The organism is Streptomyces sp. JLYT201 (assembly GCF_059448825.1).
The window spans coordinates 595,793-621,934 of record NZ_CM182551.1 but is presented as its reverse complement, the minus strand read 5'-3'; the positions used below and the strand labels follow the sequence as shown (position 1 = coordinate 621,934).

The window sequence follows — 26,142 nt, the reverse complement described above, 5'->3', positions numbered from 1 at the left end:
GTCAGGCGTCGCGTCGGGCCAGCAGCCGCGCACCTACGCCGAGGACGACGGCCGTGTACAGACACAGAACGGCGAACCCGGTCCACGGCGCGAGCATGTCGGAGACGGGCTTGGCGACCGCCAGGGAGTTACCGGCGATCATGGTCGGGAAGTACTTGGCGACGGTGGGGCCCGATATGCCGCCGATGAGCGCGGGCAGGACGAACGTGACGCCGACGAGCGAGGCGATGGCGCTCGCGGTGTGCCGGGTGATCGCGCCGATTCCCACGCCCATCAGGCCGATCATCCCCAGATAGGCGCCGGACATCAGCACGGCCCGCAGCACACCGGAGTCTCCAAGGCCCGGCCTCGGCACCCCGTCGGTGAGCGCGGCACGTCCCGCGAAGAACGTCAGGAAGGCGACGGCCTCACCCACCAGGAGTACCGTTCCGCCGTATACGGATGCCTTGGCGGTCAGCAGAAGTCGGCGGTCCGGGATGGCGGCGAGCGTGGAGCGTATGGACCCGGAGGAGTACTCCCCGGTGACGATGAGGACGCCGAGGACGCCGATGAGCAACTGGCCGAGGGCGACACCCGCGAGGACGTTGTTCGTCGGGTCGAACGCGGCTGCCTTGTCCGGCGACGGTGCCTTGGTGTTGGCCATGGTGACCACGCCGGTCGCGACCATGCCGATCACGGTGAGCAGCAGCGCGTAGAACGTCGAGCGCAGGGTCCGGAGCTTGACCCACTCCATGCGGGCGGCCTGCCGGAAGCCGTACCTGGGGGAGGCGTGGGCGGTGGTGATGAGGGTGGTCATCGCGGGCTCCTCTCGGTGTCGGTGGGCTTGGTGACACCGTGGGACCGCTGGGTGGTGCTGGGGAACGGCCGGCTGGTGACACCGCGGTACTCGGCGGAGCCGCTGGTCAGAGCGAAGAACGCCTCTTCGAGGGAGCGGCCGTGCGCGGTGAGCTCCCGCACCGAGGTGTCGGCGAGGAGCCGCCCCTGCCCGATCACCACCAGGTGGTCGGCGGTGAGGGCCATCTCGCTGATGAGGTGGCTCGACAGCAGGACGGCGCGGCCCTCGGCGGCCAGGGAGCGCATCAACTCCCGGATCCAGCGCACACCTTCCGGATCGAGGCCGTTCACCGGCTCGTCGAAGAGGAGCACCTGGGGATCGCCGAGCAACGCGGCCGCGATGCCCAGCCGCTGGGCCATGCCCAGCGAGAACGTCCCCGCACGCCGCCCGGCGACGTCACTCAGGCCGACGACACCCAGCACTTCGTCCACCCGTGCTCGGGGAATGCCACCACCTGCGGCGAGCGCCGTCAGATGCGCCCGCGCGCTGCGGCCCGGGTGGAAGGTGCGCGCTTCGAGGAGCGCCCCTACTTCGCGCAGGGGCCAGCTCAGCTCGCCGTACGGACGTCCGGCGATCCGGGCCCACCCCGTGTCGGGTTTGTCCAGGCCCATGACCATGCGCATCGTGGTCGACTTGCCCGAGCCGTTCGGCCCGAGGAAGCCCGTCACGGCTCCGGGGCGCACCTCGAAACTCAAGGCGTCCACGGCGGTGGTGGGACCGTACCGTTTGGTGAGTCCTTGGACCTCGATCATCACAGCTCCTGCGGCAAGCCCGGCCTGCGCCCGGCGTGGTCAACACACCTCACGCTAGGCCGCCCGCCAACGCCGCAGGAACGGTGATTTCCTCCGACTGACCTGGGGGTTTTCCCCCAGACACCGACCACGGCGGCGCTGACCACGGTGGCGCCTAAGCGGTCGCCGGTCCCGGCGGCGCTGACCACGGCGGCATCGGCCACGGTGGCGGCCAGCGACGCCGACCACATCGGCAGCGGCCACGGCCACCACCACGACGACCGCACCCTCCGGCCCCGCCGTCACACCCGCACGATCCGGCCAACGAGCCCCCTGCGCGCCGCTCCCGCTCGTGTGGGTGATGGACGGGCGTACGGCGTGGACCGCACGATCCGGAGGTGTCCGGACGAGTACGGCGAGCACCTGAGCGTGCTCGCGGCAACGTGCTCGCGACACGAGGAGCGGAACCATGACGTACCCCAAGACCACCCTGCGCATCGCCCTGACCTGCATGCTCGCGCTGGGTCTCACCGGCATCGCGCAGACGGGCGGCGCGACCGGGTCGAAGGCGGCGGCCGAGGCCCGAGAACCCGCCTGTCCGCCGCCCGGCGGCGGAAGCTGCTACTTCGAGTACTACGACAGCAGCGGCCTGCGCACCATCGAGTTCGACCCGGAGGTCGGCCGCTGCTACAACACGTCCTCGGCCGGAGCCGTCCGCGGGACCAACAAGACCAACCGCAGGGTCCATCTGTGGCCCGCCAGCAACTGCTCGGGCAGCGCGACCGCACTGGTCGACCCGGGCTTCTCCTGGAACGACCCGTCCCACCAGTACTACTCGTTCCGGCCGATCCGCTGACCGGGGACGACGCGGGGGCCGGGCGGACGCGGGGCCCGGCTGACGCCGCGGCCCCGCGCCCGCCCGGGCTGCCTCAGCCGAACTGGCCGACCTGGTAGTCGCCTCCGGGGTTCGCGGTGATGACGTTCAGGCGGTTGAAGGCGTTGATGACGGCTATCTCCGCCACCAGCGCGGCCAGTTGGTCCTCGTCGTAGTGCTTGGCGGCGTTGGCCCAGGCCTCGTCGGTGACCCCGCCCGCCGCGTCGGCGATGCGGGTGCCCTGCTCCGCGAGTTCCAGGGCGGCCCGCTCGGCTTCGGTGTACACCGAGGCATCCCGCCAGGTCGCGAGCAGGTTGAGGCGGGTGGGGGTCTCCCCGGCATGTGCGGCTTCCTTGGTGTGGATGTCGGCGCAGAAGCCGCAGCCGTTGATCTGGCTGGCGCGCAGCGCCACCAGCTCCCGGGTCGTGGCGGGCAGCGTGGACTTCGCGAGCGCCCTGCCCGCCGCGGAGAGGTGCTTGAGGGCGTTGCCCGAGATCGGGTTGGTGAGGAAGTTGAGACGGGGTTCCATGGTGATCTCCTAGGTAGGCGCGGCGAAGGGGATGGCCGCGCTGCGTCGATGAGCCGCTGCTCACGGGACCGCATGCGTCCCACGGGTACGAGCCGTGCTCGCTCCAACCCTCCGACGAGGCAGCCCCCGGAGATGTGAGGCCCCGTGCCGATCTCACATTTCGGCGTGCTGTCGCGTCGTATGGATGACTGCGTCGTATGGATGACAGCGGAGACGGCCAGAGGAGCAGCGACACCATGAGCACCCCGAGCACCCCGAGCAGCGAAGCCCCGAGCACCCCGCGCACCCCGGGCAGCGAGAGCAGCGACACCATGACGCCCCCGCGCGAGTCCCAGGACGACAGGCTTGACCCGGGCTTGAGCGCGATCATGAGTGAGCGGCGTCAGCTGATCAATGTCGCGTACCGGTTGCTCGGCTCCCTCGCCGACGCCGAGGACGTCGTACAGGAGACGTACGCCCGCTGGTACGCGATGTCCCGGCAGCAGCGGGACGAGATCGTGTCGCCCGGGGGCTGGCTGACGAGGGTCGCGAGCCGCATCTGCCTCGATCTGCTCGGCTCGGCGCGGGCCCGGCGCGAGAGCTATGTGGGCCAGTGGCTTCCGGAGCCGGTGCCGGACCACAGGGAGTGGGCCGACGCGCGGTCAGGCGGCAGGGCGGCCGATCCGGCCGACCGGGTCACTCTCGACGAGTCGGTGAACATGGCGTTCCTCGTGGTCCTGGAGTCGATGACTCCGGCCGAGCGGGTGGCGTTCATCCTGCACGACGTCTTCCGCTACTCCTTCGCCGAGGTGTCCGAGATCGTCGGCAGGACACCGGCGGCGTGCCGCCAGCTGGCCTCGTCGGCCCGGCGCCGTATACGCGCCTCGGACGCGCCCGCGCCGACCCCGGCCGCACAACGCGCCGCCCTGGTCAGGAGCTTCAAGGAGGCGTGGGAGGCCAAGGACATCGGCGCCCTCGTCGGGCTCCTCGACCCCGACGCCGTGGGCGTCGCCGACGGCGGAGGCCTGGTCAGCGCCGTGCCGCTCACCGTGGGGAGCGAGCACGTCGCACGTCAGCTCGTCATGATCGTCAACCGGGTGCCGGACCTGAGGATCCTGGAGCGGACGGTCAACGGCGAGCCCGGACTGGTGATCGAGCACGAGGGCGCCGTCGCCTCGGTCGTGGCGTTCGACTTCGCGGGCGACCGGATCAGGCGCTTCTGGTCGGTGCGGAACCCCGAGAAGCTCCGGCCCTGGACGACGGGCTGAGGCGGGCGCCCGGCGGCGGCTCAGTGCTCGATCGAGTCGATCAGCTCCCGCGCCCCCTGCCGCAGCAGGGTCACGGCCACCGAGGTGCCGAGCGTCGCGGGGTCGAGGGGGCCCGCCCACTCGTGGGCGTTGAGGACCCGCTTGCCGTCGGGCGTGAAGACCCGTGCGCGCAGCGACAGATCGCCCCCCGCGTCGCAGCGGGCGTACCCGGCGATCGGCGAGTTGCAGTGCCCCTGGAGCACGTGCAGGAACATCCGCTCGGCCGTGGCCTCGCGCCAGGCGTCACGGTCTCCGAGCCCGCTCACCAGGTCGATGGTCGCGACGTCGTCCTCGCGGCACTGGAGGGCGAGGATCCCGGCGCCGATCGGCGGGCACATCGTCTCCACGGACAGCACCTCGGACGCCAGGTGCATCGAGTCGAGCCGCTCCAGGCCGGACACGGCGAGCATCAGGGCGTCGGCCTCGCCCGCCGCGAGCTTCTGCAGCCGGCGGCCCGCGTTGCCGCGCATCGGTACGCACGTCAGATGCGGGTGGGACGCGGCGAGCTGGGCGACGCGGCGCACCGACGACGTGCCGATGCGGCTGCCCTGCGGCAGTTGGTCGAGCGTGAGCCCGTCCGGATGGATGAGCGCGTCGCGGATGTCGTCCCGCTTGAGGAACGCGGCGAACGTCGTGCCCTGCGGCAGCGGCCGGTCCGCGGGCACGTCCTTCACACAGTGCACGGCGAGGTCCGCCTCACCGGCGAGGAGTGCCGCGTCGACCTCCTTGGTGAACGCGCCCTTCCCGCCGAGCTGCGCCAGGTCGCCCATCCAGCGGTCCCCGGAGGTCGTCACGGGCAGGACCTCGGTACGGACTCCGGGGTGCAGGGCGGCGAGTTCGGTGCGTACGCGCTCGACCTGGGCCAGGGCCATGGGGGAGGAGCGGGAGACGATGCGGATCAGCTCGGGAGCGGACATGACGTACACGATAGGCCCTCGCGGTCACGCCCCCGGCACCGGCGCGTCATCTAACTGGGCTACGGCACCTGGCGATTGACGGACGCGAGCCGTTCGCTCTCGCGGCGCCGGGCACACGGGCCCGGCCGCTCCGGGCGCCGGACCCCGCACGCTCTCTGGCCGGATCCCGTGCGCGGGCCCGCCTCATCCCGTGCGCGGGCCCGCCCACGCCGCCCGCCTCACGTCGGCCGCGGGCCTCGCCCGTCGCCCTCGCCGCCGCACACGCCCGGCTCCAACGGCGGCGCCGACACCGCGACATTGGCCTTGCAGTGCGGTGCGTTGCCCGCCTCGGCGTGCCAGTCCGCGGGGCGCGGCCGGACGAAGGCCACCGCCGCGAGCGCCGCGAGGACGAACAGGCCCGCGCAGCCCCACGCCGCCTTGCCGAAGGCCGTGTCCAGCGCGTCGGGATCCGCGTACGCCGTGCCGCTCAGGCCGACGGCGAGCGGCAGGGCCGCGACCACGAGGAGTTGGGCGATGCGTGCGGCCGTGTTGTTGACGCCGCTGGCGAGTCCGGCCCGGGAGGCGTCCACCGAGGCGAGGACCGTCGCCGTCAGGGGTGCCACGAACACGCTCATGCCCACGCCGAGGACGACGACCGCGGGCAGCACGTCGGTGGCGTACGAGGAGTGGGGGCCGATCCGCAGCATCAGCAGGACCCCGGCGGCCGCGACGAGCGGGCCCAGGGTGAGGGGCAGGCGCGGTCCGACGCGCCGGGCCAGGTCGCCCGCCGGCGCCGAGAGGAGCAGCATCAGGACGGTGATGGGCAGCGTCGCCGTGCCCGCCTGCAACGCGTCGTAGCCGAGCGTCGTCTGCAGTTGGACGGGCAGCAGGAACAGGATGCCGCCGATGGCGGCGTACAGGCACAACGTCATGACGTTCGCCGCCGAGAACAGGCCGGAGCGGAACAGGCCGAGCGGCAGCATCGGGTCGCGGCGCCGGTGCTCGACGGCGAGGAAGGCGGCGCCCGCGAGCAGGCCGCTGATCCCCGGCAGGACGGCGGCGGCGACCGACGCGTCACCGGAGGCGCCGATCAGCGCGAAGCTCACGCCTGCCAGGAACAGTGCCGCCAGCACGGCGCCCGGGGCGTCGAACCGCTGGGTGGCGGCGTGCTCGTCGCGGCTCTCCGGCACGTGCCGGGCCGCCAGGAGGACCACGGCGGCCAGCGGGATGTTGATGAGGAAGATCCAGCGCCAGCCCGGCCCGTCGATCAGCCAGCCGCCGAGGAAGGGTCCCACCGCCCCGGCGACGCCGCCGAGGCCCGACCAGGCGCCCACCGCCTTGGCCTGGTCCTCGGGCCGGAACGAGGACCGCACCAGGGCCAGGGAGCCGGGGGTGAGCAGGGCGCCGCCCACCCCTTGCAGGGCGCGCGCGGCGATCAGCGTGCCCGCGTCCTGGGCGAGCCCGCACAGCGCGGAGGCCAGCGCGAACCACACCACGCCGATGACGAGCGTGCGCCGGCGCCCGATGCGGTCGCCGAGCGCGCCGCCGAGGAGCAGCAGCGCGGACAGCGTGAGCATGTAGGCGTTGACCACCCACTGGAGGCTGGAGATCGACGCGTCCAGGTCGCGGCCGAGGGTCGGCAGGGCGACGTTGACGACCGTGCCGTCCAGCATCGCCATCCCGGAGGCCAGCACCGCGCACGCGAGGACCCAGCGGCCGCGCGGCGAGGCCAGGGCCACACCGGCGTCGTCCGCGGAGGGCCCCCGGGAAGGAGGTCCGGCAGAGGGGCCGGTGGAGGCGGGCTCGGGGGAGGAGTGCGCTGTCATCGCTCGCCCTTCTGCCTGCTCATCCGTGCCCGATCACATGTGGACCGCGGCTCATCCGTGCCCGTTCACATATGGACCGCGCCCTCGCTCAGGTGCCCGCCCGCGGGACGGCCCCTGCGGTACAGGACGAACGTAACGACCAGTCCGATCGCGAAGAAGAGGGCCGACCACCAGTACGCGGTCTCGTAACTGTGCATCTGCGCCTGGGCCTGCACGGCGGGCGTCGGCTTCTTGCCGGTCAGATAGTTGGTCGCGGCGCTGGTGGCGAGGGTGTTGAGCAGCGCGGTGCCGATGGAACCGCCCACCTGCTGGGTGGTGTTGACCATCGCGGAGGCCACGCCCGCGTCGTGCGCGGCGACGCCGGAGGTGGCCATGCTCATCGCCGGGGCGAAGATGAGGCCGAGGCCGAGTCCCATGACCAGGAGCGGCGGCAGCACGTGCGCTCCGTAGCCACTGGTCGTGTCGAGCGCCGTCAGCCAGACCATGCTCGCCGCCGAAAGGCCCATGCCGAGCGGCACGATGGGCTTGGCGCCGAACCGCGGCACGAACACGTTGGTCGTGAGGACGGACACCACGACCATCACCGCGACCATCGGCAGGAACGCGAGACCGGTCTTGATCGGGGTGTAGCCGAGGATCTGCTGCATGTAGTACGTGAGGAACAGGAACACGCCGAACATGCCCGCGCCGGAGATGAACATGGCGAGGAAGGACGCGCCGCGGTCCCGGTCGAGCACCACCCGCAGCGGCAGCAGGGGATGCGCGGCCCGCGTCTGCCACCAGGCGAACGCGGCGACCAGTACGACGCCGATGGCGAGGAAGCCCCACGTCATCCAGTCGCCCCAGGCGTGCGTCTCGGCGTTGGAGAAGCCGTACACGATGCAGAACAGGCCCGCGGAGACCAGCAGCGTGCCGGGCACGTCCAGCTTCGGCCGGTCCGGCGGCGCCCCCGGGTGCAGCAGCCGGGCGCCGCCGACGATGGCGACCGCGGCGAAGGCCAGGTTCACGTACAGGCACCAGCGCCAGTCCAGGTACTCCGTCAGGACGCCGCCGAGCAGCAGGCCCACCGCCGCGCCCGACCCGGCGACGGCGCCGTAGATGCCGAAGGCCTTGGCGCGCTCGCGCGGGTCCGTGAACGTGGTGGTGAGCAGCGAGAGCGCGGCGGGCGCGAGCAGCGCGCCGAACACGCCCTGGAGGGCTCGGGCGAGCACCAGCATGGTGAAGCTGGTCGCGGCGCCGCCGAGCGCGGAGGCGAGCGCGAACCCGGCGAGCCCCGCGATGAACACGGCCTTGCGGCCCACCAGGTCCGCGATGCGCCCGCCGAGCAGCAGCAGGCTGCCGAAGGCGAGGGCGTAGGCGGTGACGATCCACTGCCGGTTGCCGTCGGTGAAGCCCAGGTCGCGCTGGGCGGACGGCAGCGCGATGTTCACGATCGTCGCGTCCAGGACCACCATGAGCTGCGCGATGGCGATGACCGCGAGGATCAGCCACCGGTGCTCGTGCTTGCCGCCCGTGTGGTGCGCGGTGTGGGCCGGGGGCGGGACGGCCGGCTGCGGCGTCGGGTCCGCCGTGTGGGCGATCGGCTCCGCCCCGTGGGGTATCGGGTCCGGGGTGTCCCGCGGCGCGGGCTCGGGGCCGGGCGTGTGGTCCATTGGTGGCCTCCAGACCCCCCGCCTCGAAAGACACCCCCGTCACACGCTAAGCGCCCCGCGCAGGCGCCGCGACCTGGGCGGGGAGGGGGCCGAGAGCGTCGGCGCGGCACGCCCGAGGCGGTGCGCGGGGGCGTGGGCGCGCAGGGACGGCCGCCGGGGCCGGGGCGTGACCATCACGCCCCGGCCCCGGCGGCCGTCCGGTCGAGCGGCGCTCAGTCCACGTCGATGACCTCGGACGTGCGCGGCTCGGCGACCGGGGCGCGCTCGTCGGGCCGTTCGGCGGGGGAGCGCTCCGCGGGGGCGCACTCCCCCTCCCGCGCCTGGTCGTCCCGGCGCCGGGACAGGCTGCCCGCGAAGGCGGCGATGGGCTCCACGAAGCGGGCGGTGAGCGGCCCTGCCACCACCAGGATCAGGACGTACGCCGTGGCCAGCGGGCCGAGCGACGGCTCGATGCCCGCGGAGACCGCGAGCCCCGCGATCACGATGGAGAACTCGCCGCGCGCCACGAGCGCGCCGCCCGCCCGCCAGCGCCCCTTGACGGAGATGCCGGCGCGCCGCGCGGCCCAGTACCCGGTGGCGATCTTCGTGCACGCGGTGACGACGGCGAGCGCCAGCGCGGGAAGGAGCACCGGAGGGATGCTCGCCGGATCGGTGTGCAGGCCGAAGAAGACGAAGAACACGGCGGCGAACAGGTCGCGCAGCGGAGCGAGGAGGGTGTGCGCGCCCTCGGCCGCCTCGCCCGACAGCGCGATGCCGACGAGGAACGCGCCGACGGCGGCGGACACCTGCAACTGCTGGGCGATGCCCGCGACGAGGATGGTCAGACCGAGGACGACCAGGAGCAGCTTCTCCGGGTCGTCGCTGGAGACGAACCGCGAGATGAGCCGGCCGTAGCGCACCGCGACGAAGAGCACGGCGCCCGCCGCACCGAGGGCGATCGCGAGGGTCAGGCTGCCCGCTGCCCAGCCGACCCCGGCGAGCAGGGCCGTGATGATGGGCAGATAGACGGCCATGGCGAGGTCTTCGAGGACCAGGATGCTCAGGATCACCGGGGTCTCCCGGTTGCCGAGCCGCCCCAGGTCGCCGAGCACCTTGGCGATGACGCCGGAGGACGAGATCCAGGTGACTCCGGCGAGGACGACCGCGGCGACCGGACCCCACCCCATCAGGAGGGCGGCGGCCGCCCCCGGCACCGCGTTGAGCGCGCAGTCGACGATCCCGGCCGGGTACTGCGTCTTCAGATTGCTGACCAGATCACTGGCCGTGTACTCCAGGCCGAGCATGAGGAGCAGCAGGATGACGCCGATCTCGGCGCCTATGGCGACGAACTCCTCGCTGGCGCCGAGCGGCAGCACGCCGCCGGTGCCGAACGCGAGCCCGGCGAGGAGGTACAGCGGGATGGGGGAGAACTGGAACCGCCCGGCGACCCGCCCGAGCAGGCCGAGCGCGAGGATGATGGCGCCGAACTCGATCAGCAGGACAGCAGAATGCACGCGCTCACTCCCTGCCGAGTATCGTCGCGGCGCTCTCCACGCCTTCGCGGGTGCCGATCACGATGAGCGTGTCCCCGCCCGCGAGCCGGAAGTCCGGCGCGGGCGACGGAATGGCCTCCGCCCGGCGCAGCACCGCCACGACCGACGTGCCGGTCTCGGTGCGCAGCCGGGTGTCGCCGAGCAGTCGGCCGTTCCAGTGCGAGCTGCCGGCGATCTCGACGCGCTCGGCGACCAGGCCGAGGTCGGTGGTGTGCAGCACCGTGGAGCACTGCGGCGCGGGCAGCAGCGCGTCACCGAGCGCCGCCGCCTCGCCCGAGGTGAGCCGGAGCGACAGCGCGCAGGCGTCCGGGTCGTCGGACCGGTAGGCGCTGAGCGTGCGCCCGCCGTCCCGGTGCGCCACGACGGACAGCCGTCGCTGCTCGCGCGTGGCGAGGTCGTAGCGCGTGCCGATGCCGGGCAACGGGGTGCGGCTCAAACGTGAAGCGGACACAGCTCTCCCTTGGTGCTGGTGGGCGACTTCGTGTTCATGCCACCCTATCGGTCCGGATTTTGCCGATCCTTGGCCGGTACTTGGTGGTACGCGGAGGGAGGCGGTGGACAGCGGTGCGGGCGCGGCTGCGGCCGCCCGCGCCGCCCCGGGCCCCGCGTCCCGGCGGCGGGGCTACACGTCGGCGGACACCACGCTGTCGTACGGCTCCGCCGCGACCACCAGCACACCCCGCTCCCCGCCGACCGGCAGCGACGCCCGCCGGATCAGCGGCTCCCACTCCGAGGGCCACGCGGTCGCCGCGTCCCACTTGATGCCCTCCAGCTGTACGCCGTCCAGCCTGGCGCCCCGCAGATCGGCCCCGACGAAGTCCGTGCTGGCCCGTTCCACGTCGCTGATCGCGCGGCAGAGGGCCACGGCCTGGTCATGGGCGTCGGCCAGGTCGTCCACGAGGTCCTGCGCCACGACGTCGGCGCCGAGGGGATAGCCGGGCACGGCGGCGTGCTCGCCCGTCCTGCCGTGCTCGTCCGGACCGTCCGGCCCGTCCCGCTCATCCGGCCCGTCCGGCTCGTCCATGAGGCAGGGCGCGAGCTCCTCGTCGAGCAGCAGCCGCACGTCCCGTACCGCCCGGACGAGCTGTTCCGCTCCCGGCGCGAGGAAGTCCTCCACGGCGGCCAGATAGCTCCGGCCGATCACGGGCGAGGCGCGGCGCCGGGGCGCGGGCGGCAGCCGCACCTGGGCGAGGCGCGCGTCCAGGCGGCGGACACACTCGTGCGCCCCGGCGGGCGCCGTGTCCGCCTCCAGGAGCTCCGCGAGGCACCGCGCCTCGCGCAGCGCGGCCCGCAGGGAGTCCAGGAGGCCCACGGGGCCGAAGGAATGGGCGATGCGCAATGCTTCCAGGCGGTACTTCAGACGCACCGCCGCGGGCCGCCGCAGCAACGCGTGGTCGGCGGGCGCCTCCGGCCCCTGTGCCGCCCGCGGCTCCCCGGCGGCCCCGCTCTCCCGGTCGAGCCGCGTGGTGACGGCGAGTTCGGTCTGCCGGTACGTGGTGGCGAGCATCCGGTCCAGGGCGAGGTCGGGGTCGCGGAGCTCGGGCGGGCCGCCCTGCCCCATGATCCGGTCGTGCACGGCGATGCCGACGCGGCGGTGCGCGGCGGCCAGCAGGGCGTCGAGCACGCGGTCCGCCTCGCGCGTGCCCTCGTGGCCGGGGCCCTTCGGGGACTCCCGGTCGCGGCTCGTCGTACCCCCGTCGTGGCTCATCGCTGCCTCTCGTGTACGTCGCAGACGCCGACGCCCTCCAGACCGAGGCCCGCCCGCAGCGCGGCCCTGGCCCGCGCCAGGTTCTGCCGGACGGCGGCCTGGGTCGTCCCCATCGCGCGAGCGCTCTCCTGCGTGGTGAACCCGTCGAGGTGCCAGGCCATGGCGGCCCGCTGCTTGGCGGGGAGGCCGAGCAGGAGGGCGGTGACGTGCCGGGCCTCCTCGCCGAGCTCCGCCGCGTGCGCGGGGGTCTGCCACCGCACGAGCACGCGCGGCTCCGGCGGCTCCGCGCAGCTGTCCTCCAGGCTGACCTGCTGCGCCACCCACGAGCGCCAGGCCACCGTGCGCAGCCAGGCCTTGGGGTAGCGGATGGCCACGCCCGGGGCGCACATCTGCGTGAACGCGTCCTGCGCGGCATCCTGCGCCTCGCTCCAGGAAGCCCCGTGGAACAGCAGGAACCGCACCAGGGCCGGGTACTCGGTCTCGTGCAGCTCCTCGGCCAGCTCCCGGCCGGGCAGCGCGACCGCGTCGGCCTCCAGTGGCCGTGGCGGACTCAGCTCAGCGCTCGCGGCTTCCTCCACGACGGCCACCCCCGATCACCGGGGCCGAGGGGCGGCCGGGGCGGGCCGCCGCGCGCCCGGGCGTCTGCCGCGCCGCGGCGACGACCTGTACGTGATGGCCGTCGCGGGACTCCCGCAGCGACGCCCACGGAGCGGTGCAGCGCACCCGCTCGGTCAGGGCCTCGTGGGTGATGCGCGCCAGCTCCACCTCCCTGCCGAGCCACTGGCGGACTATCTTCACCACGCCGCTGACGACACTGACGAGCACCGTCGCCACTGCCCCGGCCACCACAGGATCCACTCGCGTGCCCTTTCTCGTCTCCGCACCGCCACCGCGCGGCGCCGCACGCTCAACAGTGGCTCTGTAGCGGTGAGTTGTGACAAGGCGCTGGTCACCCAGCAGTGCCGTCCGAGGGTGGGCACAGCACGACGCGGCGCCCCGGTTTCCCGGGACGCCGCGTCGTCACGCGCGGGAGGTCTAGAGGGCGCCCGCGCCCTTCGCGACCTCGCCGACCTTGCCTGCGGCCCTGGTGGCGTCGGCCTTCTTCAGCTTCCCCGCGGCCTCGTCCACGGTGCCGACGACCTTCTTCACGTCGACGGCGTCGAGCGGGGTCTTGTTCCCGGTGACGGCGGTGTCCAGCAACTGCTGTCCTCCGCCCAGCGGTTCGGCGGCGACGGCAGGAGTGACGGCCCCGAGGGCCAGCGCGACGCCGACGACACCGAAGGCGGCCTTGGCGATCTTCACGATCGTTCTTCCTTCCCGGCAGTGGCGGCCTGCGGAACGCGACGGCGATGCCGTCGGAGCGTCGAGGTCGGACACTCATCTCGCCCTGCCGCAACCCGTAACCGTCCCTCGGCCGGAAAGGTGACCGTTCGTCACCCATTTGGCTGCGTCGCGCCACTGAGCGGCTCGTAGGCGCTGATGACGTACAGGGCCTCGTCGTCGATCGCCTCCTTCTCCCGGTCCAGGGTGATCCGCACCGGGTGCCCGTCGGCCGCGTACTCGGTCTCGGCCGTGTGCGCCTTCTCGCGCTTGGCCTGCTCGACCTCCGCCAACAGCTGGCCGATGGTGGGCACGTGCTCCGGCAGCTCCTTGACGACGCGGCGCCCGCTGTCGTCCAGGCCGACCGCCTCGCTCACTTTCCCGCCGCGCACCGTCACACGGAACGTCCCGATCAGCGGCCGCTCGCCCGCACCCGACCTGAGCGTGTACGCGTACGAGGACGGCTCCTTCCAGCCGCCCCCGCCCGTCGGCGCGGCAGCCGCGGGCCCCGCTTTCGCGACGAGCGCGGCGGGTTCGTCCCCACAGGCGGCGGTCGTGCCCCCCACCCCCACGACCAGCACGGCGGAGGCCACGAAGCGGACGGGAACACGGGGACGCACGACGGTCATGTCGGCCCTTTCGACGACGGATGCCGCTATGACGCCGCCGGGGTCAGGAACGTTCGCGTCCGACATCGGCGACCAGCGTGGCGTAGTCCTGCCGCTTCACGCCGTCGCAGGCCCCCGGGCGCCCCTCGTCACCCGCGTCGTTCCGCTCGCGGAGAGCGTGGGCGCAGTCCTGGACGCGGTCGTCGTACGAAGGGTCGTACGAGGGAGGAGTGAGCCACAGGACGGTCCCCGTGAGGACTCCGGCGACGGCCAGGACGCCGGTGGGGATGAGGATGGTGGAGCGGCGCATGGGTCCCCCCGAGGCAGTGTGAGGGCCCCGGAGCGTAGCGCTGCCACAGCGGTGATCGGGCCGGAACGGGCAAGCCCGGTGTGCGGCGGTGACCGGGCGTCGCCCGGTCACCGCCTGCGCGCCGTGTCCGCTGCCGCCGACGTCATTTCCTCGCGCGGCCAGGCCCCAGCACCTGTAGGCGACCCGGGCCGCGCGAGCGCGGTGGCGACGAGCGGGGACGGCGCGGCTGTGCTGCCGTCCGCAACCACTCGAAACCGACAGCCACATGTCTTTCTATCGGCTCGGCGGGGAGAAGACCGTGCCCGCGCAGGGGCTTTCTGTGACCGGTTCTGACTGGGAGAGCGCTCTCATCCCCGGTGCTCAGAAGGAGGGCGGGAGCTGTGCCGTGGCGGGTGCGTGCCCGTTCCGGGCTTCGAGTCCGCCCGTATCACGCCCGCCTGCCGGGGCCGTGACATCGTGGTGCCATGGTCATCAAGGTGCGTCCGGCAGCCGCGTACGAGGACGTCCGCACGCTGGTCGGTCCGAAGACGCCGGGGGCGAACGTCTGCTGGTGCCTGAGCCATCGGATCCCGTCCAAGCTCAACAACGCACTCCGCGGGCCCGCCCGGGACGCGTACGTCGCCGAGCTGTGCCGCGCCGACCCGCCGCCCGGGGTGATCGCCTACGACGGTGACGAGCCGGTCGGCTGGGCCGCCGTGGCGCCGCGCGCCGACACCTCGTTCGCCCGCAGCCGGAAGATCCCGTACGTCGACGACCTGCCGGTGTGGTCGCTGTGGTGCCTGCGCGTCCGCCCCGGCCACCGCAAACAGGGCATCTCGCACGCCCTGATCGCCGGTGCCGTCGCGTTCGCCCGCGACCGGGGCGCACCGGCGATCGAGGCGTACCCGCTCGACAACGGCGACGCGCGGGTCGACCTCACGATGGCCTACGCCGGGATCCGCAAGAACTTCGAACGCGCCGGTTTCACCCACGCCGCCGACACCACCTCGGTGCTCGCCGGGCACCCCCGGGTCGTCATGCGGCTCGACCTGCGCTGACGGTCCGGGCGCCGGCACGGAGGGGATTCGGTCATTCGCCTGGCGCGATGGCGTTGTTTCGGGGGAGTTGACGGAGCGGCGTCGAGAGCTGGTTAGGATCACGGCGTGGTTACGGCTTGGTCACCCCGGCGCATGGCGCGGGACCGTGCTGGCGCGGAACCCCGTGGTGCGACGGGTCCGCTGCTGCGGCGCCTGGCGCTCGTCGCGCTGCTGTTCGCCGTGGCCCTCGCGCACGGGGCGAGCCCCGACAACGCCGGGGCGCACCTGGCCACCAGCGCCGTGACCGTGACGGGCACGGCCGTGGACGCGCCCGCACCCGCGGCCGAGGCCGCCGCCGTGGCCGCGGACGACGGCTGCCACGGGGAACACGGCTCCGCGCACCCGGACGAGCAGTGCGCCTCGGTGCAGCCCGCACAGGGACCGGCCCTCGCGGCGCCCGGCCTGGCCGCCTCGGTCGGGCAGCAGGGCGCTCCCGGGCGCCCGCCCGCGAGCCGCGCCTTCGACGCGTACGCGGATGCGCTCGCACCATCCGTGGCCCTCAAGTCATCCGTGGTCCAACAGGTTTAACCCGCGACGCCCGGCCCCGGCCCGCCCGGCCCCGGCCCCCTCCGCCCGTCCGTCCGTCTGTCCGTGGACGGCGGGAGCGGCCGTCGCCGGAGGCCGCTCGCTCCCCACACCCCCACTCACATCCGTCGTCGCCCCCTGCACGGCCGCCGCCGTCGCGGAGGCGCACGACCGGAGGACCCGTGTCCGTATACCCCCGCGTGCCCGCCTGCCCCCGAAGGCGGCACACACCGTGGCGCCGCAGGATCGCCGTGCTCGTCCGCGGCGCCCTGCTCGCCGTCATGGTGCTGTGCGCCCTCGTCCACGGACCGCTCGACGAGAACCACGGGCCCCAGCGCCCGCCCGTCGCGGCCACCACCGCCGTTCCCAGCGTGGAAGACGCCTCCCCGCACAGCCCCCACCAGCACCACGGATCCGAGGAGTGCGCCCCGGACGGCCCCCTGCGCACCCCCGCCGCCCCGGCGGCGGATCCCCCGCCCGCCACAGCGGGAGCCCTCACCGCCGCAGCGGCCTGTGTGGTGTTCGCGGCGCCGGGACCCCGCGCGGCACAGCGGCGACGAGGAACACGAACGGGCCGGACGACTCTCGTCCGCACGGCCCGGTGGCGCATCTAGACCGCTCGCCCGCAGCCGCACGCCCGGCTGCCGCGCCCGCAGCCCCGCGGAGACGGACCACCCGTCCGCCGCGGGACCGCGACGCGAGATGAACACGCACCGTGCATTCGTCGAGCGAGAGCGAAAGAGATGCAGTCACCGATGAACATCACCAGGACCACCGACCGTTCCGCCCTGTCGGCCCTCGTGGGGGACACACCGCTGCTGCGCGTGTCCGAGCCCCTCGCACCCGCCGGGCACGGCTTCTGGGCGAAGCTGGAAGGCTTCAACCCCGGAGGCATCAAGGACCGGCCCGGCCTGCACATGGTGGAGCGGGCCCGCGCCCGGGGCGAACTGCGCCCCGGCGGCCGGATCATCGAGTCCACCAGCGGCACCCTCGGCCTCGGCCTCGCCCTGGCCGGAATGGTCCACGGCCACCCCGTCACCCTCGTCACCGACCCCGGCCTCGAACCGTCCATGACGCGCCTGCTGACCGCCTATGGAGCGGGCGTCGACATCGTCGCGGAGCCGCACCCCACCGGGGGCTGGCAGCAGGCGCGCCGCGACCGCGTCACCGAACTGCTGCGCGCCCACCCCGGCTCGTGGTGCCCCGACCAGTACAACAACCCCGACAACACCCGCGCGTACACCCCGCTCGGCCTCGAACTGGCCGCCCAGCTCGGCCACATCGACGTCCTCGTGTGCAGCGTCGGCACCGGCGGCCACTCCGCGGGCGTCGGCCGCGTCCTGCGCCAGCTGTACCCGGACATCGAGATCGTCGGCGTCGACACCATCGGCTCGACCATCTTCGGCCAGCCCGCCCGGACCCGCGTCATGCGCGGCCTCGGCTCCAGCATCTACCCCCGCAACGTCGCCTACGACACCTTCCGCGAGGTCCACTGGGTCGCCCCGCACGAGGCCGTGTGGACCTGCCGCCGCCTCGCCGCCTCCCACTACGCCACCGGCGGCTGGAGCGTCGGCGCCGTCGCGCTCGTCGCGGGCTGGCTCGCCCGCACCCTGCCCGCCCACACCCGCATCGCCGCGATCTTCCCCGACGGACCGCAGCGCTACCTCAGCACCGTGTACGACGACGACTACTGCGCGCGGCACGGCCTTCTCGACAGCCCGCCGGCCGCCGAACCGGAGGTCATCGGCCGCGCCGACGAGAAGGAAGTGCACCGCTGGACCCGGTGCGCCGAGGTCGTCGACCCGCTGACCCTGACCGCGGAGCCGGAGGCGGGCCGGTGAAAGCCACCCTCGTCCAGCTGTGGTCCTACGAGCGCAGCGTCCAGCTGTTGATGGTGAATCAGTTCACCATCAACCTCGGCTTCTACATGCTGATGCCCTATCTGGCCGCCCACCTCTCCGGCACGCTCGGCCTGGCGGGCTGGCTCGTCGGCCTGGTCCTCGGGGTACGCAACTTCAGCCAGCAGGGCATGTTCCTCGTCGGTGGCACGCTCGCCGACCGGTTCGGCTACAAACCCCTGATCGTCGCGGGCTGCGTCCTGCGGACGGTGGGCTTCGCGACGCTCGGCCTGGTCGACTCGCTGCCCGCGCTGCTCGCCGCGTCGGCCGCCACCGGCCTCGCGGGCGCGCTGTTCAACCCGGCGGTGCGCGCCTACCTCGCGGTGGACGCGGGGGAGCGCAGGGTCGAGGCGTTCGCGCTGTTCAACGTCTTCTACCAGGCCGGGATCCTGCTGGGCCCGCTGGTCGGCATGGTCCTCACCGGGGTCGACTTCCGCATCACCTGCCTGGTGGCCGCCGCGATCTTCGCCCTGCTCTCCGTGGTGCAGATCCGCGCCCTGCCGGCCCGCGGCGGACAGCGCGCAAAGGGCACGGGGGAGCGCGTGCTCACCCAGTGGCGGGGCATCCTCACCAACCGGCCGTTCCTGCTGTTCTCCACCGCCATGATCGGCTCGTACGTCCTGTCCTTCCAGGTCTATCTGGCGCTGCCCCTGGACGTGCGCAGGGTCGGCGGGGACGGGCAGTTCGGCACCGTGGCGGTGGCGGCGCTCTTCGCCGTCAGCGGACTGAGCACCATCGTCGGCCAGACCAAGGTCACCGCCTGGTGCAAGGCCCGCTACGAACCCGGTGAAGCCCTGGTCAGGGGCCTCGCGGTGATGGGCGTCGCCTTCGTGCCGCTGCTCCTCGCCACCGCGCTGCCCGTGCCCGGGTCGCGCGTCGGGCTGTGGGCCCTGGCCGCCGTGCCGCCCGCGCTCGCGGCGCTGCTCCTGGCCCTCGGCACGATGATCGCCTACCCGTTCGAGATGGACACCATCGTCCGCCTCTGCGGCGATCGCCTCGTCGCCACCCACTACGGCCTCTACAACACGGTCTGCGGAGTCGGCATCACGCTCGGGAACCTCCTCACCGGCGCTGCCCTGGACGCCGCCCGCGAGGCGGGCCTTCCCGCGCTGCCCTGGGCCGCGCTGCTCGCACTCGGCCTCGGCTGCGCGAGCGCGCTGTACGGCCTGCACCGCACTGGCCGATTGGCGCCGCCCGCGCCGCGGCCCGCGGCGGCCTGACCCACTGACCCGTGGCGGACGGGGGCAGACGTCGTCTGACGCCTGCCCCCGGCAGGCCGCGCCATCCCACAGGAGTGCCCCATGTCCACCTCCGACCTGACCGTGCCCGGCCCGACTCCACCGCGCCTGCGCCCCTTCAGGGCCGTGCGCTACGACGAGGACCGCGCCGGTGACCTGTCCGCGCTCGTGGCCCCGCCCCACGACGACCTCGAACCGGCGCACGCGCGCTCCCAGCGCGTGCGCCCGCACCACATCGCGCGCCTGATCTACGCGTCCGACCCGCAGGCCGCGGCGGGCTGGCTCCAGCGCTGGCTGCGGCGCGGCGTACTGCGGCGCGACGAACACCCCGCCCTGTACGTGTACCAGCAGCAACGCGGCGCCCGGATCCTGCAGCGCGGAGTGATCGGCGAACTGCCGCTTCCGCACCCGCGGGGCACGGCCCGGGACCTGCTGCCCCACGAGGACGTGTCCGCCCACGTCGTACGCCAGCGGGCCGCGCACATGGCGGGCCTGCGCGCCCAGCTGGAGCCGCTGCTCCTGACGTACCGCGGCACGCGGTCGACGGCCACGCAGATCACGCACCACATCACCCGCCGCACCCCGACGGCCGTGGCCCGCGTCGGCGACACCACCCACCTGGTGTGGGCGTGCCACGACGAGGCCGAGACGGCCCTGCTGAGCGCGGGCGTGGAGACCGACCAGGCCCTCATCGCCGACGGCCACCACCGCCACGCCGCCTGTCTGCGCCTGGGCACGGAGCGGAGCAGCCCCTGGGCCAGCAGTCTGGCCCTGTTCGTGGACACCGTCGCGTATCCGCCGCGGCTCGCCGCGATCCACCGGGTGCTGCCCGGACTCGACCCGGAGAAGGCGGCGTCCGCGGCCGCCGAGGTCGCCCGCGTCCGGCGGCTGCCGCAGGGGCCGCGCCCGCCCGCGCCCGACGAGCTGGTCCTCACCGGCGGCGGCAGGGCCTGGACCGTCAGCGATCCGGAACCCGGCGCCCTGCGCGACGCCCTCGCCGGGCGGCCGCCGCAGTGGGCCGCGCTCCCCTCGGCCGTCAGCGACCATCTGCTCATCGGCGCCGCCTGGTCGGTGCCGGAGCTGCCCGGCGCGGTACGCCACCACCACGACGCGGCCAGGGCCGTCGCGGCGGTGGCCGCGCCGGGCCGGGGCAGTGCCGTGCTGCTGCCCGCGCTCGGGGAGGAGCAGGTGCGGGAGTTGGCGCGGGCCGGGGTGCTGCTGCCGCGCAAGTCCACGTCGTTCGGCCCGAAGCCGGCGATCGGCCTGGCCCTGCGGGTGGTCGGCCTGTCGTGACGGCTGTCCTTCAGCCGTTCCCCGCGCCTGTCCGCCGAGCCGTGGCACAGCTCGTACGCGGACGTCATGGCTCCAGCACACGGGCTCGCCAAGCTGGTGGCACGACGGCGACGGCACCGGCCGCGCGCCGGACGCGGGGGGCGGCGTGAAGGACGGACACATGCCTCGAAGGCGGGGGCCGCGGGGGCGATGACCCCGGGGGACGGCGAGAGGCGCGAGCTGATGCCCGACCGTGCGGACCACGGTCGGGCATCGTCGCGCCGGGACCGTGCCGGGAGCTACCGCGCGTCGACCAGTACGCGGCCGTCGGTGGGCGTGCGTGCCGCCGCGCCGCTGCGGTACGCGGCTTCGACCCGCGCCCGTTCGGCGGCGTCGGGAACCGCGTTCTTGCAGGAGACCCCGCCGGTGGAGCCCGACATCAACTGCGAGCACGGGCCGGGCTTGGTGTCGGGAAGGCCCAGGTTGTGGCCGATCTCATGGGCGGCGATGCGGGTCTTGTCGTAGCCCTGGGTGACGGCTTCCTGGCCGAGTTGGACGACACCACGGCCGCCGGGGCGGACCGGACCGAGGGTGGCCTGCGGCCAGCCGCTGGTGGCCACGAGCTGGATCTCGGCACGGGTGCCGGGCGCGGCCTTGACCAGCTTGACGTTGCCGACGTTCGCGTTCCAGGAGGCGACTCCGGCCGTGATCGCGGCCTCCCAGCCGGCCGCCCGGGTGTCGTCGTAGCGGAGCGTCACCACGGCGGACGCCTTGCTCGTGCGGGCGGACTCCGGTGTGGCCAGGGCGTGGGCCGTCGGTAACGCCGTGAGGACGACCGCCGCCGCGGTGCCGGCTATTCCCAGCCGTATGTAATGCCGCATTGCTGTCCCTTCATTCGTGAGGCCGGCTCCCTCGGGAGCCGGAACTGTGGGGGGTGTGGACAGGCTGTACGCGGTGTTGATGGCAAGGGGTGGGTCAGCGACGGACGCCGTCCGGAGTGCATCCGATCGGGGGGCCGGACATGCGCCGCTCCCTTCCACGCCACCGGACTTCGACCGAGACGGTACAGCGCTGAGCGCGCTCGCAACAGCAGTCACAGGCATGTGAAATTCCGCAGGACCGCCCCTCAACTCCCCGTCGGGGCACGGGAAGCGCCGTTTCGCGTCACGCGTGCGGGTCCCGCGCGGTGAGGGCCAGGACCGCGTCGAGCAGGGTGGCGGTCAGGGCGGGGAGCCGGTCGGGGGACTCGGACAGCAGGAACAGCCAGGCGAAGACGGGGCCGACCAGCAGGGCGTTGAGGGCGGCCGGGTCGGGGCGGGCGGCGAGTTCGCCGCGCGCGGCCGCGCGGTCCAGGATCTCCGTGAGGGTCCGGCGCTGGGCTCCCAGATACTTCTCGTCGAACCGCTCGCGCAGGGCGGGATCGGCGTGGAGGTCGGCAAGGAGACCGGGAACCGTCCCCTGCGGCGGAGCGGTCATGGCCTCCGCGACCTCGTCGAGCACGGCGGCCAGGTCGGCGCGGAGGGAACCGCGGTCGGGCGCCACGGCCAGGAACTGGTCCGGCAGCAGCACGTCGAAGATCATTTCTTGTTTGGTGGCGTGGCGGCGGTAGATCGCCGCCTTGCCGACCCCGGCCCGCGCGGCCACCTCGGCCATCGTGAGCCGCATGTACCCCACCTCGCCCAGGAGTTGCAGCACGGCGGGGGCGATCGCGTCGTCGACGCGGCTGTCCCGGGGGCGGCCCCCCGGGTTGCGGGCTTGCTTTCGAGCGGACATGAGCGCATCATACGGAACCAGTAGTAACGATACCAGTGGTTCCGGAACTGGCGGATCCATTTCTCCGGTACGGGATGACTGGCGGCGCGGTCGCCGCGTCCCCGTGCCACCCACAGGGCACACCGGCTTGGAAGGAATGACCGATGCGCATCCCGAAAGCCGCCCACCTCGCACAGCCGTGGCGGATACACGAGTTCACCCAGGACTTCCGGATCGAGGACGTGTGGTCCTTCCGCGCGCCCGACGCCGGTCCCGACGACTTCCCCGTGATGGTCAAGGCGCTGAAGACGGCGTACGACATCCGGGAGGAGCCCGCAGCGGTCCGGTTCCTGTTCGCGGTGCGCTGGAAGCTCGGCGGCCTGCTCGGCTGGGACTCCGAGCGGGCGGGCCTGGGCGGCCGGGTCGCCTCGCTGTGCGACCGCCTCCCGCCCGACCTGGCCCGGACCGCGCGCGACGCCGTCCCCTGCACCGACCCGTTCTCCGAGGTGTACCAGCTCGACAACGAGGTGGCCCGGGAACTGGGCAACAAGACCGTCCACGCCATCATGCACGTGGGCTGGGTGCGGACCGACGAGGGCGGATACGAACTGCGCATGGCGGCCCTGGTCAAGCCCAACGGCCGGTTCGGGCGGATCTACATGGCCTGCATCCTCCCGTTCCGCTACCTCGTCGTCTATCCGGTGCTGACCCGCCAATGGGAACGCGCCTGGCTCGACCACGGCCGTCCGAACCGGCGCGGCAGGGCCGCCGACCCGGGCTGACGCGCGGCGCGGCCGCCCCCGGCCCAAGACGGCTTCAGACCGGGTGCTGCTCCAGGACCGTGGCCACGGTGTCCGCGTCCGCCGGGCGCTTGTCCTCGCGGTAGCGCACGACCCGGGCGAACCGCAGCGTGACGCCGGCCGGATAGCGCGAGGACTTCTGGAGGCCGTCGTAGGCGATCTCCACGACAAGTTCGGGGCGGACGGTCACGACGGAACCGTCGTCGCTCACGGCCAGTTCCCGCAGACGTTCGGTCTGCCAGGCGAGCATCGCGTCCGTCATGCCTTTGAAGGTCTTGCCGAGCATGGCGAACGTGCCGTCGGGGCGGCGGGCGCCCAGATGCAGGTTGGAGAGCTTGCCGGTGCGCCGCCCGTGGCCCCACTCGGCGGCCAGGACCACCAGGTCGAGGGTGTGCACGGGCTTGACCTTGAGCCACGAGGCGCCGCGGCGGCCCGCGCTGTAGGGGGCGTCCAGGCCCTTGAGGACGACGCCCTCGTGGCCGCGCGCGAGAGTGGCGGCGAAGAATTCGTCGGCGGCGCGGCGGACCGCCTCGTCCGCCGGGTCCTCGACGGTGAGGCGGCGCACGCGCATCGGTGCGGGCACGAGCCGGGCGAGTACTGTGTGCCGCTCCCGCAGGGGCAGTTCGAGGAGGTCCTGGCCGTCGACGGACAGCGCGTCGAAGAAGACCGGGGACAGGGGCAGTTCCGCCGCCGCGGCGGCCACGTCGAGACGGGAGCCGACGCGCCCGGCGATCTCCTGGAACGACCGGGGGCGCCCGGCCGCGTCGAGCGCGATGACCTCGCCGTCGAGAATGAACCGCGCACCCGGCAACTCGCCCGCGAGGGCCGTCAGCTCGGGCAGCCGGTCCGTGATGTCGTCCAGGGTGCGCGTATAGACGCGTACAACGTCGGCGTCGCGGTGCACCTGGACGCGGATGCCGTCCAGCTTCTCCTCGACCGCGCACGGCCCGAGCTTGTCGATTCCCTCGCCGACGGACGGCGCGCTGTGCGCGAGCATCGGCTGGACGGGGCGGCCGACGGTGAGCCGGAAGTCCGCGAGGGCGTCCACCCCGCCGTCGAGCACCGCCCGGGCCACGGGGGTGAGGTCGCCCGCCAGCATCACGGCCCGCCGCACCTCGGCCGCCGCGGCTCCGGTGGCCCGCGCGAGCCCCTCCACGGCGACCGCGTCGAGGGCGCCCTGGCGCACCTCGCCGGTGAGCAGGCCGAACAGCAGCTTCTGCTCGTCCGCCGTGGCCGCGCCCAGCAACTCCTGGACCAGTCGGCGCCGTTCCGCCTGCGCTCCGGCGCCCGCGACGGCGGCCAGCGCGGTGAGCGCCGCGTCCACGTCCGCCACCGTGAGCGTCGGCTCGGCCGCCGGGGCCACGGGATCCTTCAGCGCGTTCCAGCCCACCCCGATCCGCCCCTGGGGGAGCCGTCCCGCCAGATAGGGGATGACCAGGGGCACGTCGGCGGGCTCGGCGGCCTTGAACAGGTCGGACAGCAGCACGACCTTCCGCGACCGCGCCGCCGTCGCGGCCACCTCCTTGGACACCTCCGCGACCCTGGCGAACAGCATGCGGCCATCCTGCAACGCGGGGCCTGATCCCGCACGGCGGGCCGCACGGCATCGCGCCCCGGCCGGGCGGTCCGTAGCGGTACGCGCCCGGTGCCCGGCCGAGTGCCCGGCCCGGCGCCCCGCTCAGTGCTCGACGATGCCGCGCACCACGTCCAGGTCGACCAAGTCCTGCGGGCGAAGCCGCAGTTCGTCCGCGAGGCCGGGCGCGTCCGTGCGCGGACGCTTGAGGATGGCGGCCGCCGCCTCGGGCGCGATCACGGAGAAGTAGCTGTCCGGGGTGGCCCAGGTGCGGCCGGGGGCGGCCAGGGCGAGCGCGCCGCCGGAGCCGCCCTCGCCGATGACCAGGCTGGTGACGGGGGTGCGCGCGGCGGCCACCGCCGCGAAGACGTCCGCGATCGCGGCGCCCGCTCCGGCCCGCTCCGCCTCGGCGTCGTTCGCGGCCCCGGGCGTGTCGATCAGGGTGAGCACGGGCACGCCGAGGCGGTCGGCGAGGCGGATGAGCCGGGCCGCGGTGCGGTACCCGGCGGGGCGCGTCGCGGTGCCGCACTGGGCCACGTACGCGACGGCCCGGCCGTCCCGCAGCCCGAATCCGCACCGCAGGCCCGCGTCCGTGCCGCCGCACCGGTCGCCGCTGATCTCCTCCCGTGCGGAGAAGTACGCGTCGAGGTAGGCCTCGGCGCGCGGCCGCTCCGGAGCGCGGGCCCGGAGCACGGCCTCCCAGCCCGTGCCGGACGGCTGCGGGTGCCCGAGGGCGCGCGGCGGCGCGACGGGCTCCCGCGCGGGCGAAGTGAGCAGCCGCAGCCAGCGCCCCAGGCGCGTGCGCAGCTGCTCCTGCGGCACGACCGCGTCGACGGCGCCCGCCGCCAGCTGGGCCTCGGCGGTGTACGCCGCCGGGTCCGCGTCCGGCGGCCGGACCCGGGAGCCCGCGAAGCCCACCTGCGCGCCCGGCAGCGCGAGCACGAGGTCGGCGCCCGCGCCCAGGGTCGCCCAGCCGCCCCCTGTCGTCGGGTCGCGCACCACGGCGATCTGCGGCAGCCCGGCCGCGCGGTTGAGCGCCGACTGGGCCGCCACGCGCTGGAGTTGGGACAGGGCCCGCATGCCTTCCTGCATCCGGCTGCCGCCGGTCGCGACGAGCGAGACGAGCGGCAGCCGGTGGGCACGGGCCGCCGCGTACGCCGCTTCCAAGCGGTCGCCCGTCCGCTCGCCGAGCGAACCGCCCAGATAGCGGAACTCGAAGGAGACCAGGACGGCACGCACGCCCTCCACGACGGCCGTGCCGCACACCACGGACTCGGTCTCGCCGGTGCGCTCACGCGCCGTGGCGCGCGCGTCGTCGTACCCCGGCCAGGAGAGCGGTCCGTCGGGCCGCGCCGTGCTCGGCGGCTGCGGGAGTTCGGTGAAGTCGGCGGTGACGGAGGCGATGGCCTGGCGTGCGGAGACGCGGTCGGCGGCGGGGTGCGTATGAGCAGCGGGGTGCGTATGAGGTGAGGACACGCCTCGTACTCCTACCCTGCTCCGTCCCGTTCCGTCGAGCACCGGCTGTTCTGTACGCCGTCGGCATCCCGGCCTCACCAATCCGGCCGGGTGGCCGTGACGAACCCCCTGTGTCCATCCGAACAACGGGACGAGGGAGTCAGTCCATGCAGCAGAACAACACCACCACCAAGCCGGGCCGCAGGCGGGCCGGGAGGTTCGCCGTCGCCGTCGCCGCCGTGGGGGTCCTCGTGGGCGGCGGCATCGCCGCGGCGGGCTCGGCCAGTGCCTCCACCTTCTGCGGAGCGACGGGGGACGGCGGCTACGGGTGCGTGATCGACCAGGGGGACGGGACGTTCAAGATGGTCAACAGCAACGGGGACATCGTCTACAACTGGTGACGTCGTGCGGCGGACGTCGCGCGGCTGACGCGCGGCGCCTGACGC

At 73.8% G+C, this 26,142-nt stretch carries 27 protein-coding genes and 1 pseudogene; 10 read left to right on the top strand and 18 right to left on the bottom strand.

Going from position 1 to position 26,142, the window contains the following annotated elements; translation table 11 throughout:
* Window position 1: 1 nt before the first annotated feature.
* Window positions 2-796 carry an ABC transporter permease gene (locus AC5WAM_RS02595; protein ID WP_495521383.1) on the bottom strand — a complete coding sequence of 265 codons (795 nt, stop codon included), beginning with the start codon at window positions 794-796 and terminating at the stop codon, window positions 2-4.
* Between the two features lie 152 nt (window positions 797-948).
* A pseudogene (locus tag AC5WAM_RS02590) lies at window positions 949-1,587 on the bottom strand (ABC transporter ATP-binding protein); the annotation flags it as partial.
* 448 nt (window positions 1,588-2,035) lie between these two features.
* Here AC5WAM_RS02590 and AC5WAM_RS02585 point away from each other — a divergent pair.
* Window positions 2,036-2,422: a hypothetical protein gene (locus AC5WAM_RS02585; protein WP_495521382.1), complete on the top strand. Its 387-nt coding sequence runs from the start codon at window positions 2,036-2,038 to the stop codon at window positions 2,420-2,422.
* A 73-nt stretch (window positions 2,423-2,495) separates the two neighbouring features.
* On the opposite strand, the gene AC5WAM_RS02580 is transcribed toward AC5WAM_RS02585, so the two are convergent.
* Window positions 2,496-2,969 carry a carboxymuconolactone decarboxylase family protein gene (locus tag AC5WAM_RS02580; protein WP_366796295.1) on the bottom strand — a complete coding sequence of 158 codons (474 nt, stop codon included), beginning with the start codon at window positions 2,967-2,969 and terminating at the stop codon, window positions 2,496-2,498.
* Between the two features lie 311 nt (window positions 2,970-3,280).
* Here AC5WAM_RS02580 and sigJ point away from each other — a divergent pair, with 311 nt between their 5' ends.
* Window positions 3,281-4,216, top strand: a complete 936-nt coding sequence (gene sigJ, locus AC5WAM_RS02575) for an RNA polymerase sigma factor SigJ (RefSeq protein ID WP_495523490.1) — start codon at window positions 3,281-3,283, stop codon at window positions 4,214-4,216.
* Window positions 4,217-4,236: 20 nt separating this feature from the next.
* Here sigJ and hemC read toward each other — a convergent pair whose 3' ends face one another.
* The 11 genes from hemC to AC5WAM_RS02520 all read right to left on the bottom strand — a co-directional run bounded on the left by hemC (window position 4,237) and on the right by AC5WAM_RS02520 (window position 14,107).
* Complete coding sequence (gene hemC / locus AC5WAM_RS02570) at window positions 4,237-5,172, bottom strand: hydroxymethylbilane synthase (protein ID WP_138965169.1); 936 nt, start codon at window positions 5,170-5,172, stop codon at window positions 4,237-4,239.
* Window positions 5,173-5,390: 218 nt separating this feature from the next.
* Complete coding sequence (locus AC5WAM_RS02565) at window positions 5,391-6,977, bottom strand: MFS transporter (RefSeq protein ID WP_495521381.1); 1,587 nt, start codon at window positions 6,975-6,977, stop codon at window positions 5,391-5,393.
* 65 nt (window positions 6,978-7,042) lie between these two features.
* Complete coding sequence (locus AC5WAM_RS02560; RefSeq protein ID WP_366796298.1) at window positions 7,043-8,629, bottom strand: MFS transporter; 1,587 nt, start codon at window positions 8,627-8,629, stop codon at window positions 7,043-7,045.
* Window positions 8,630-8,841: 212 nt separating this feature from the next.
* A complete protein-coding gene (locus AC5WAM_RS02555; protein ID WP_495521380.1) occupies window positions 8,842-10,122 on the bottom strand; it encodes a cation:proton antiporter in 1,281 nt (426 codons plus the stop codon).
* Between the two features lie 4 nt (window positions 10,123-10,126).
* Window positions 10,127-10,612 (bottom strand): cation:proton antiporter regulatory subunit, encoded by a 486-nt coding sequence (locus AC5WAM_RS02550; protein ID WP_138965175.1) that lies wholly within the window; start codon window positions 10,610-10,612, stop codon window positions 10,127-10,129.
* Between the two features lie 171 nt (window positions 10,613-10,783).
* Window positions 10,784-11,869 carry a hypothetical protein gene (locus AC5WAM_RS02545; RefSeq protein WP_495521379.1) on the bottom strand — a complete coding sequence of 362 codons (1,086 nt, stop codon included), beginning with the start codon at window positions 11,867-11,869 and terminating at the stop codon, window positions 10,784-10,786.
* A complete protein-coding gene (locus AC5WAM_RS02540) occupies window positions 11,866-12,447 on the bottom strand; it encodes an RNA polymerase sigma factor (RefSeq protein ID WP_495521378.1) in 582 nt (193 codons plus the stop codon). Before AC5WAM_RS02540 ends, AC5WAM_RS02545 begins: the two co-directional genes overlap by 4 nt.
* On the bottom strand, window positions 12,425-12,715 hold the full coding sequence (locus tag AC5WAM_RS02535; protein WP_495521377.1) for a hypothetical protein: 291 nt from the start codon (window positions 12,713-12,715) through the stop codon (window positions 12,425-12,427). The genes AC5WAM_RS02540 and AC5WAM_RS02535 overlap by 23 nt, the downstream gene beginning before the upstream one ends.
* 189 nt (window positions 12,716-12,904) lie before the next feature.
* Window positions 12,905-13,171 (bottom strand): hypothetical protein, encoded by a 267-nt coding sequence (locus tag AC5WAM_RS02530; RefSeq protein WP_366795688.1) that lies wholly within the window; start codon window positions 13,169-13,171, stop codon window positions 12,905-12,907.
* Between the two features lie 131 nt (window positions 13,172-13,302).
* A complete protein-coding gene (locus AC5WAM_RS02525) occupies window positions 13,303-13,818 on the bottom strand; it encodes a DUF6174 domain-containing protein (RefSeq protein WP_495521376.1) in 516 nt (171 codons plus the stop codon).
* 43 nt (window positions 13,819-13,861) lie between these two features.
* Window positions 13,862-14,107 (bottom strand): hypothetical protein, encoded by a 246-nt coding sequence (locus tag AC5WAM_RS02520; protein ID WP_495521375.1) that lies wholly within the window; start codon window positions 14,105-14,107, stop codon window positions 13,862-13,864.
* A 464-nt stretch (window positions 14,108-14,571) separates the two neighbouring features.
* On the opposite strand from AC5WAM_RS02520, the gene AC5WAM_RS02515 reads away from it, so the two are divergent.
* The 6 genes from AC5WAM_RS02515 to AC5WAM_RS02490 all read left to right on the top strand — a co-directional run bounded on the left by AC5WAM_RS02515 (window position 14,572) and on the right by AC5WAM_RS02490 (window position 20,137).
* The gene (locus tag AC5WAM_RS02515; RefSeq protein WP_495521374.1) at window positions 14,572-15,144 is read left to right on the top strand and encodes a GNAT family N-acetyltransferase; all 573 of its coding nucleotides are present in this window, start codon (window positions 14,572-14,574) and stop codon (window positions 15,142-15,144) included.
* A gap of 105 nt (window positions 15,145-15,249) precedes the next feature.
* On the top strand, window positions 15,250-15,711 hold the full coding sequence (locus AC5WAM_RS02510; RefSeq protein ID WP_495521373.1) for a hypothetical protein: 462 nt from the start codon (window positions 15,250-15,252) through the stop codon (window positions 15,709-15,711).
* A 179-nt stretch (window positions 15,712-15,890) separates the two neighbouring features.
* On the top strand, window positions 15,891-16,322 hold the full coding sequence (locus AC5WAM_RS02505; protein ID WP_495521372.1) for a hypothetical protein: 432 nt from the start codon (window positions 15,891-15,893) through the stop codon (window positions 16,320-16,322).
* A gap of 141 nt (window positions 16,323-16,463) precedes the next feature.
* Entirely contained in the window at window positions 16,464-17,549 is a 1,086-nt protein-coding gene (locus AC5WAM_RS02500) for a PLP-dependent cysteine synthase family protein (protein WP_495521371.1), read from the top strand.
* Between the two features lie 50 nt (window positions 17,550-17,599).
* Window positions 17,600-18,826, top strand: a complete 1,227-nt coding sequence (locus tag AC5WAM_RS02495; protein ID WP_495523489.1) for an MFS transporter — start codon at window positions 17,600-17,602, stop codon at window positions 18,824-18,826.
* Between the two features lie 81 nt (window positions 18,827-18,907).
* Window positions 18,908-20,137, top strand: coding sequence for a DUF1015 family protein (locus tag AC5WAM_RS02490; protein WP_495521370.1), 1,230 nt, complete (start codon window positions 18,908-18,910; stop codon window positions 20,135-20,137).
* A 278-nt stretch (window positions 20,138-20,415) separates the two neighbouring features.
* Here AC5WAM_RS02490 and AC5WAM_RS02485 read toward each other — a convergent pair whose 3' ends face one another.
* Together AC5WAM_RS02485 and AC5WAM_RS02480 are read right to left on the bottom strand one after the other, a co-directional pair.
* Complete coding sequence (locus AC5WAM_RS02485) at window positions 20,416-20,997, bottom strand: snapalysin family zinc-dependent metalloprotease (RefSeq protein WP_366795698.1); 582 nt, start codon at window positions 20,995-20,997, stop codon at window positions 20,416-20,418.
* Window positions 20,998-21,280: 283 nt separating this feature from the next.
* Window positions 21,281-21,889, bottom strand: coding sequence for a TetR/AcrR family transcriptional regulator (locus AC5WAM_RS02480; protein WP_495521369.1), 609 nt, complete (start codon window positions 21,887-21,889; stop codon window positions 21,281-21,283).
* A gap of 143 nt (window positions 21,890-22,032) precedes the next feature.
* Here AC5WAM_RS02480 and AC5WAM_RS02475 point away from each other — a divergent pair, with 143 nt between their 5' ends.
* On the top strand, window positions 22,033-22,650 hold the full coding sequence (locus AC5WAM_RS02475) for a DUF2867 domain-containing protein (protein ID WP_495521368.1): 618 nt from the start codon (window positions 22,033-22,035) through the stop codon (window positions 22,648-22,650).
* A gap of 34 nt (window positions 22,651-22,684) precedes the next feature.
* On the opposite strand, the gene AC5WAM_RS02470 is transcribed toward AC5WAM_RS02475, so the two are convergent.
* Both AC5WAM_RS02470 and AC5WAM_RS02465 read right to left on the bottom strand, forming a co-directional pair.
* Complete coding sequence (locus tag AC5WAM_RS02470; RefSeq protein WP_495521367.1) at window positions 22,685-24,223, bottom strand: ATP-dependent DNA ligase; 1,539 nt, start codon at window positions 24,221-24,223, stop codon at window positions 22,685-22,687.
* Between the two features lie 123 nt (window positions 24,224-24,346).
* Entirely contained in the window at window positions 24,347-25,717 is a 1,371-nt protein-coding gene (locus AC5WAM_RS02465; protein ID WP_495521366.1) for a carboxyl transferase domain-containing protein, read from the bottom strand.
* 146 nt (window positions 25,718-25,863) lie between these two features.
* Here AC5WAM_RS02465 and AC5WAM_RS02460 point away from each other — a divergent pair, with 146 nt between their 5' ends.
* Window positions 25,864-26,097 (top strand): hypothetical protein, encoded by a 234-nt coding sequence (locus AC5WAM_RS02460; RefSeq protein WP_366795703.1) that lies wholly within the window; start codon window positions 25,864-25,866, stop codon window positions 26,095-26,097.
* The last annotated feature ends 45 nt before the right edge of the window (window positions 26,098-26,142 follow it).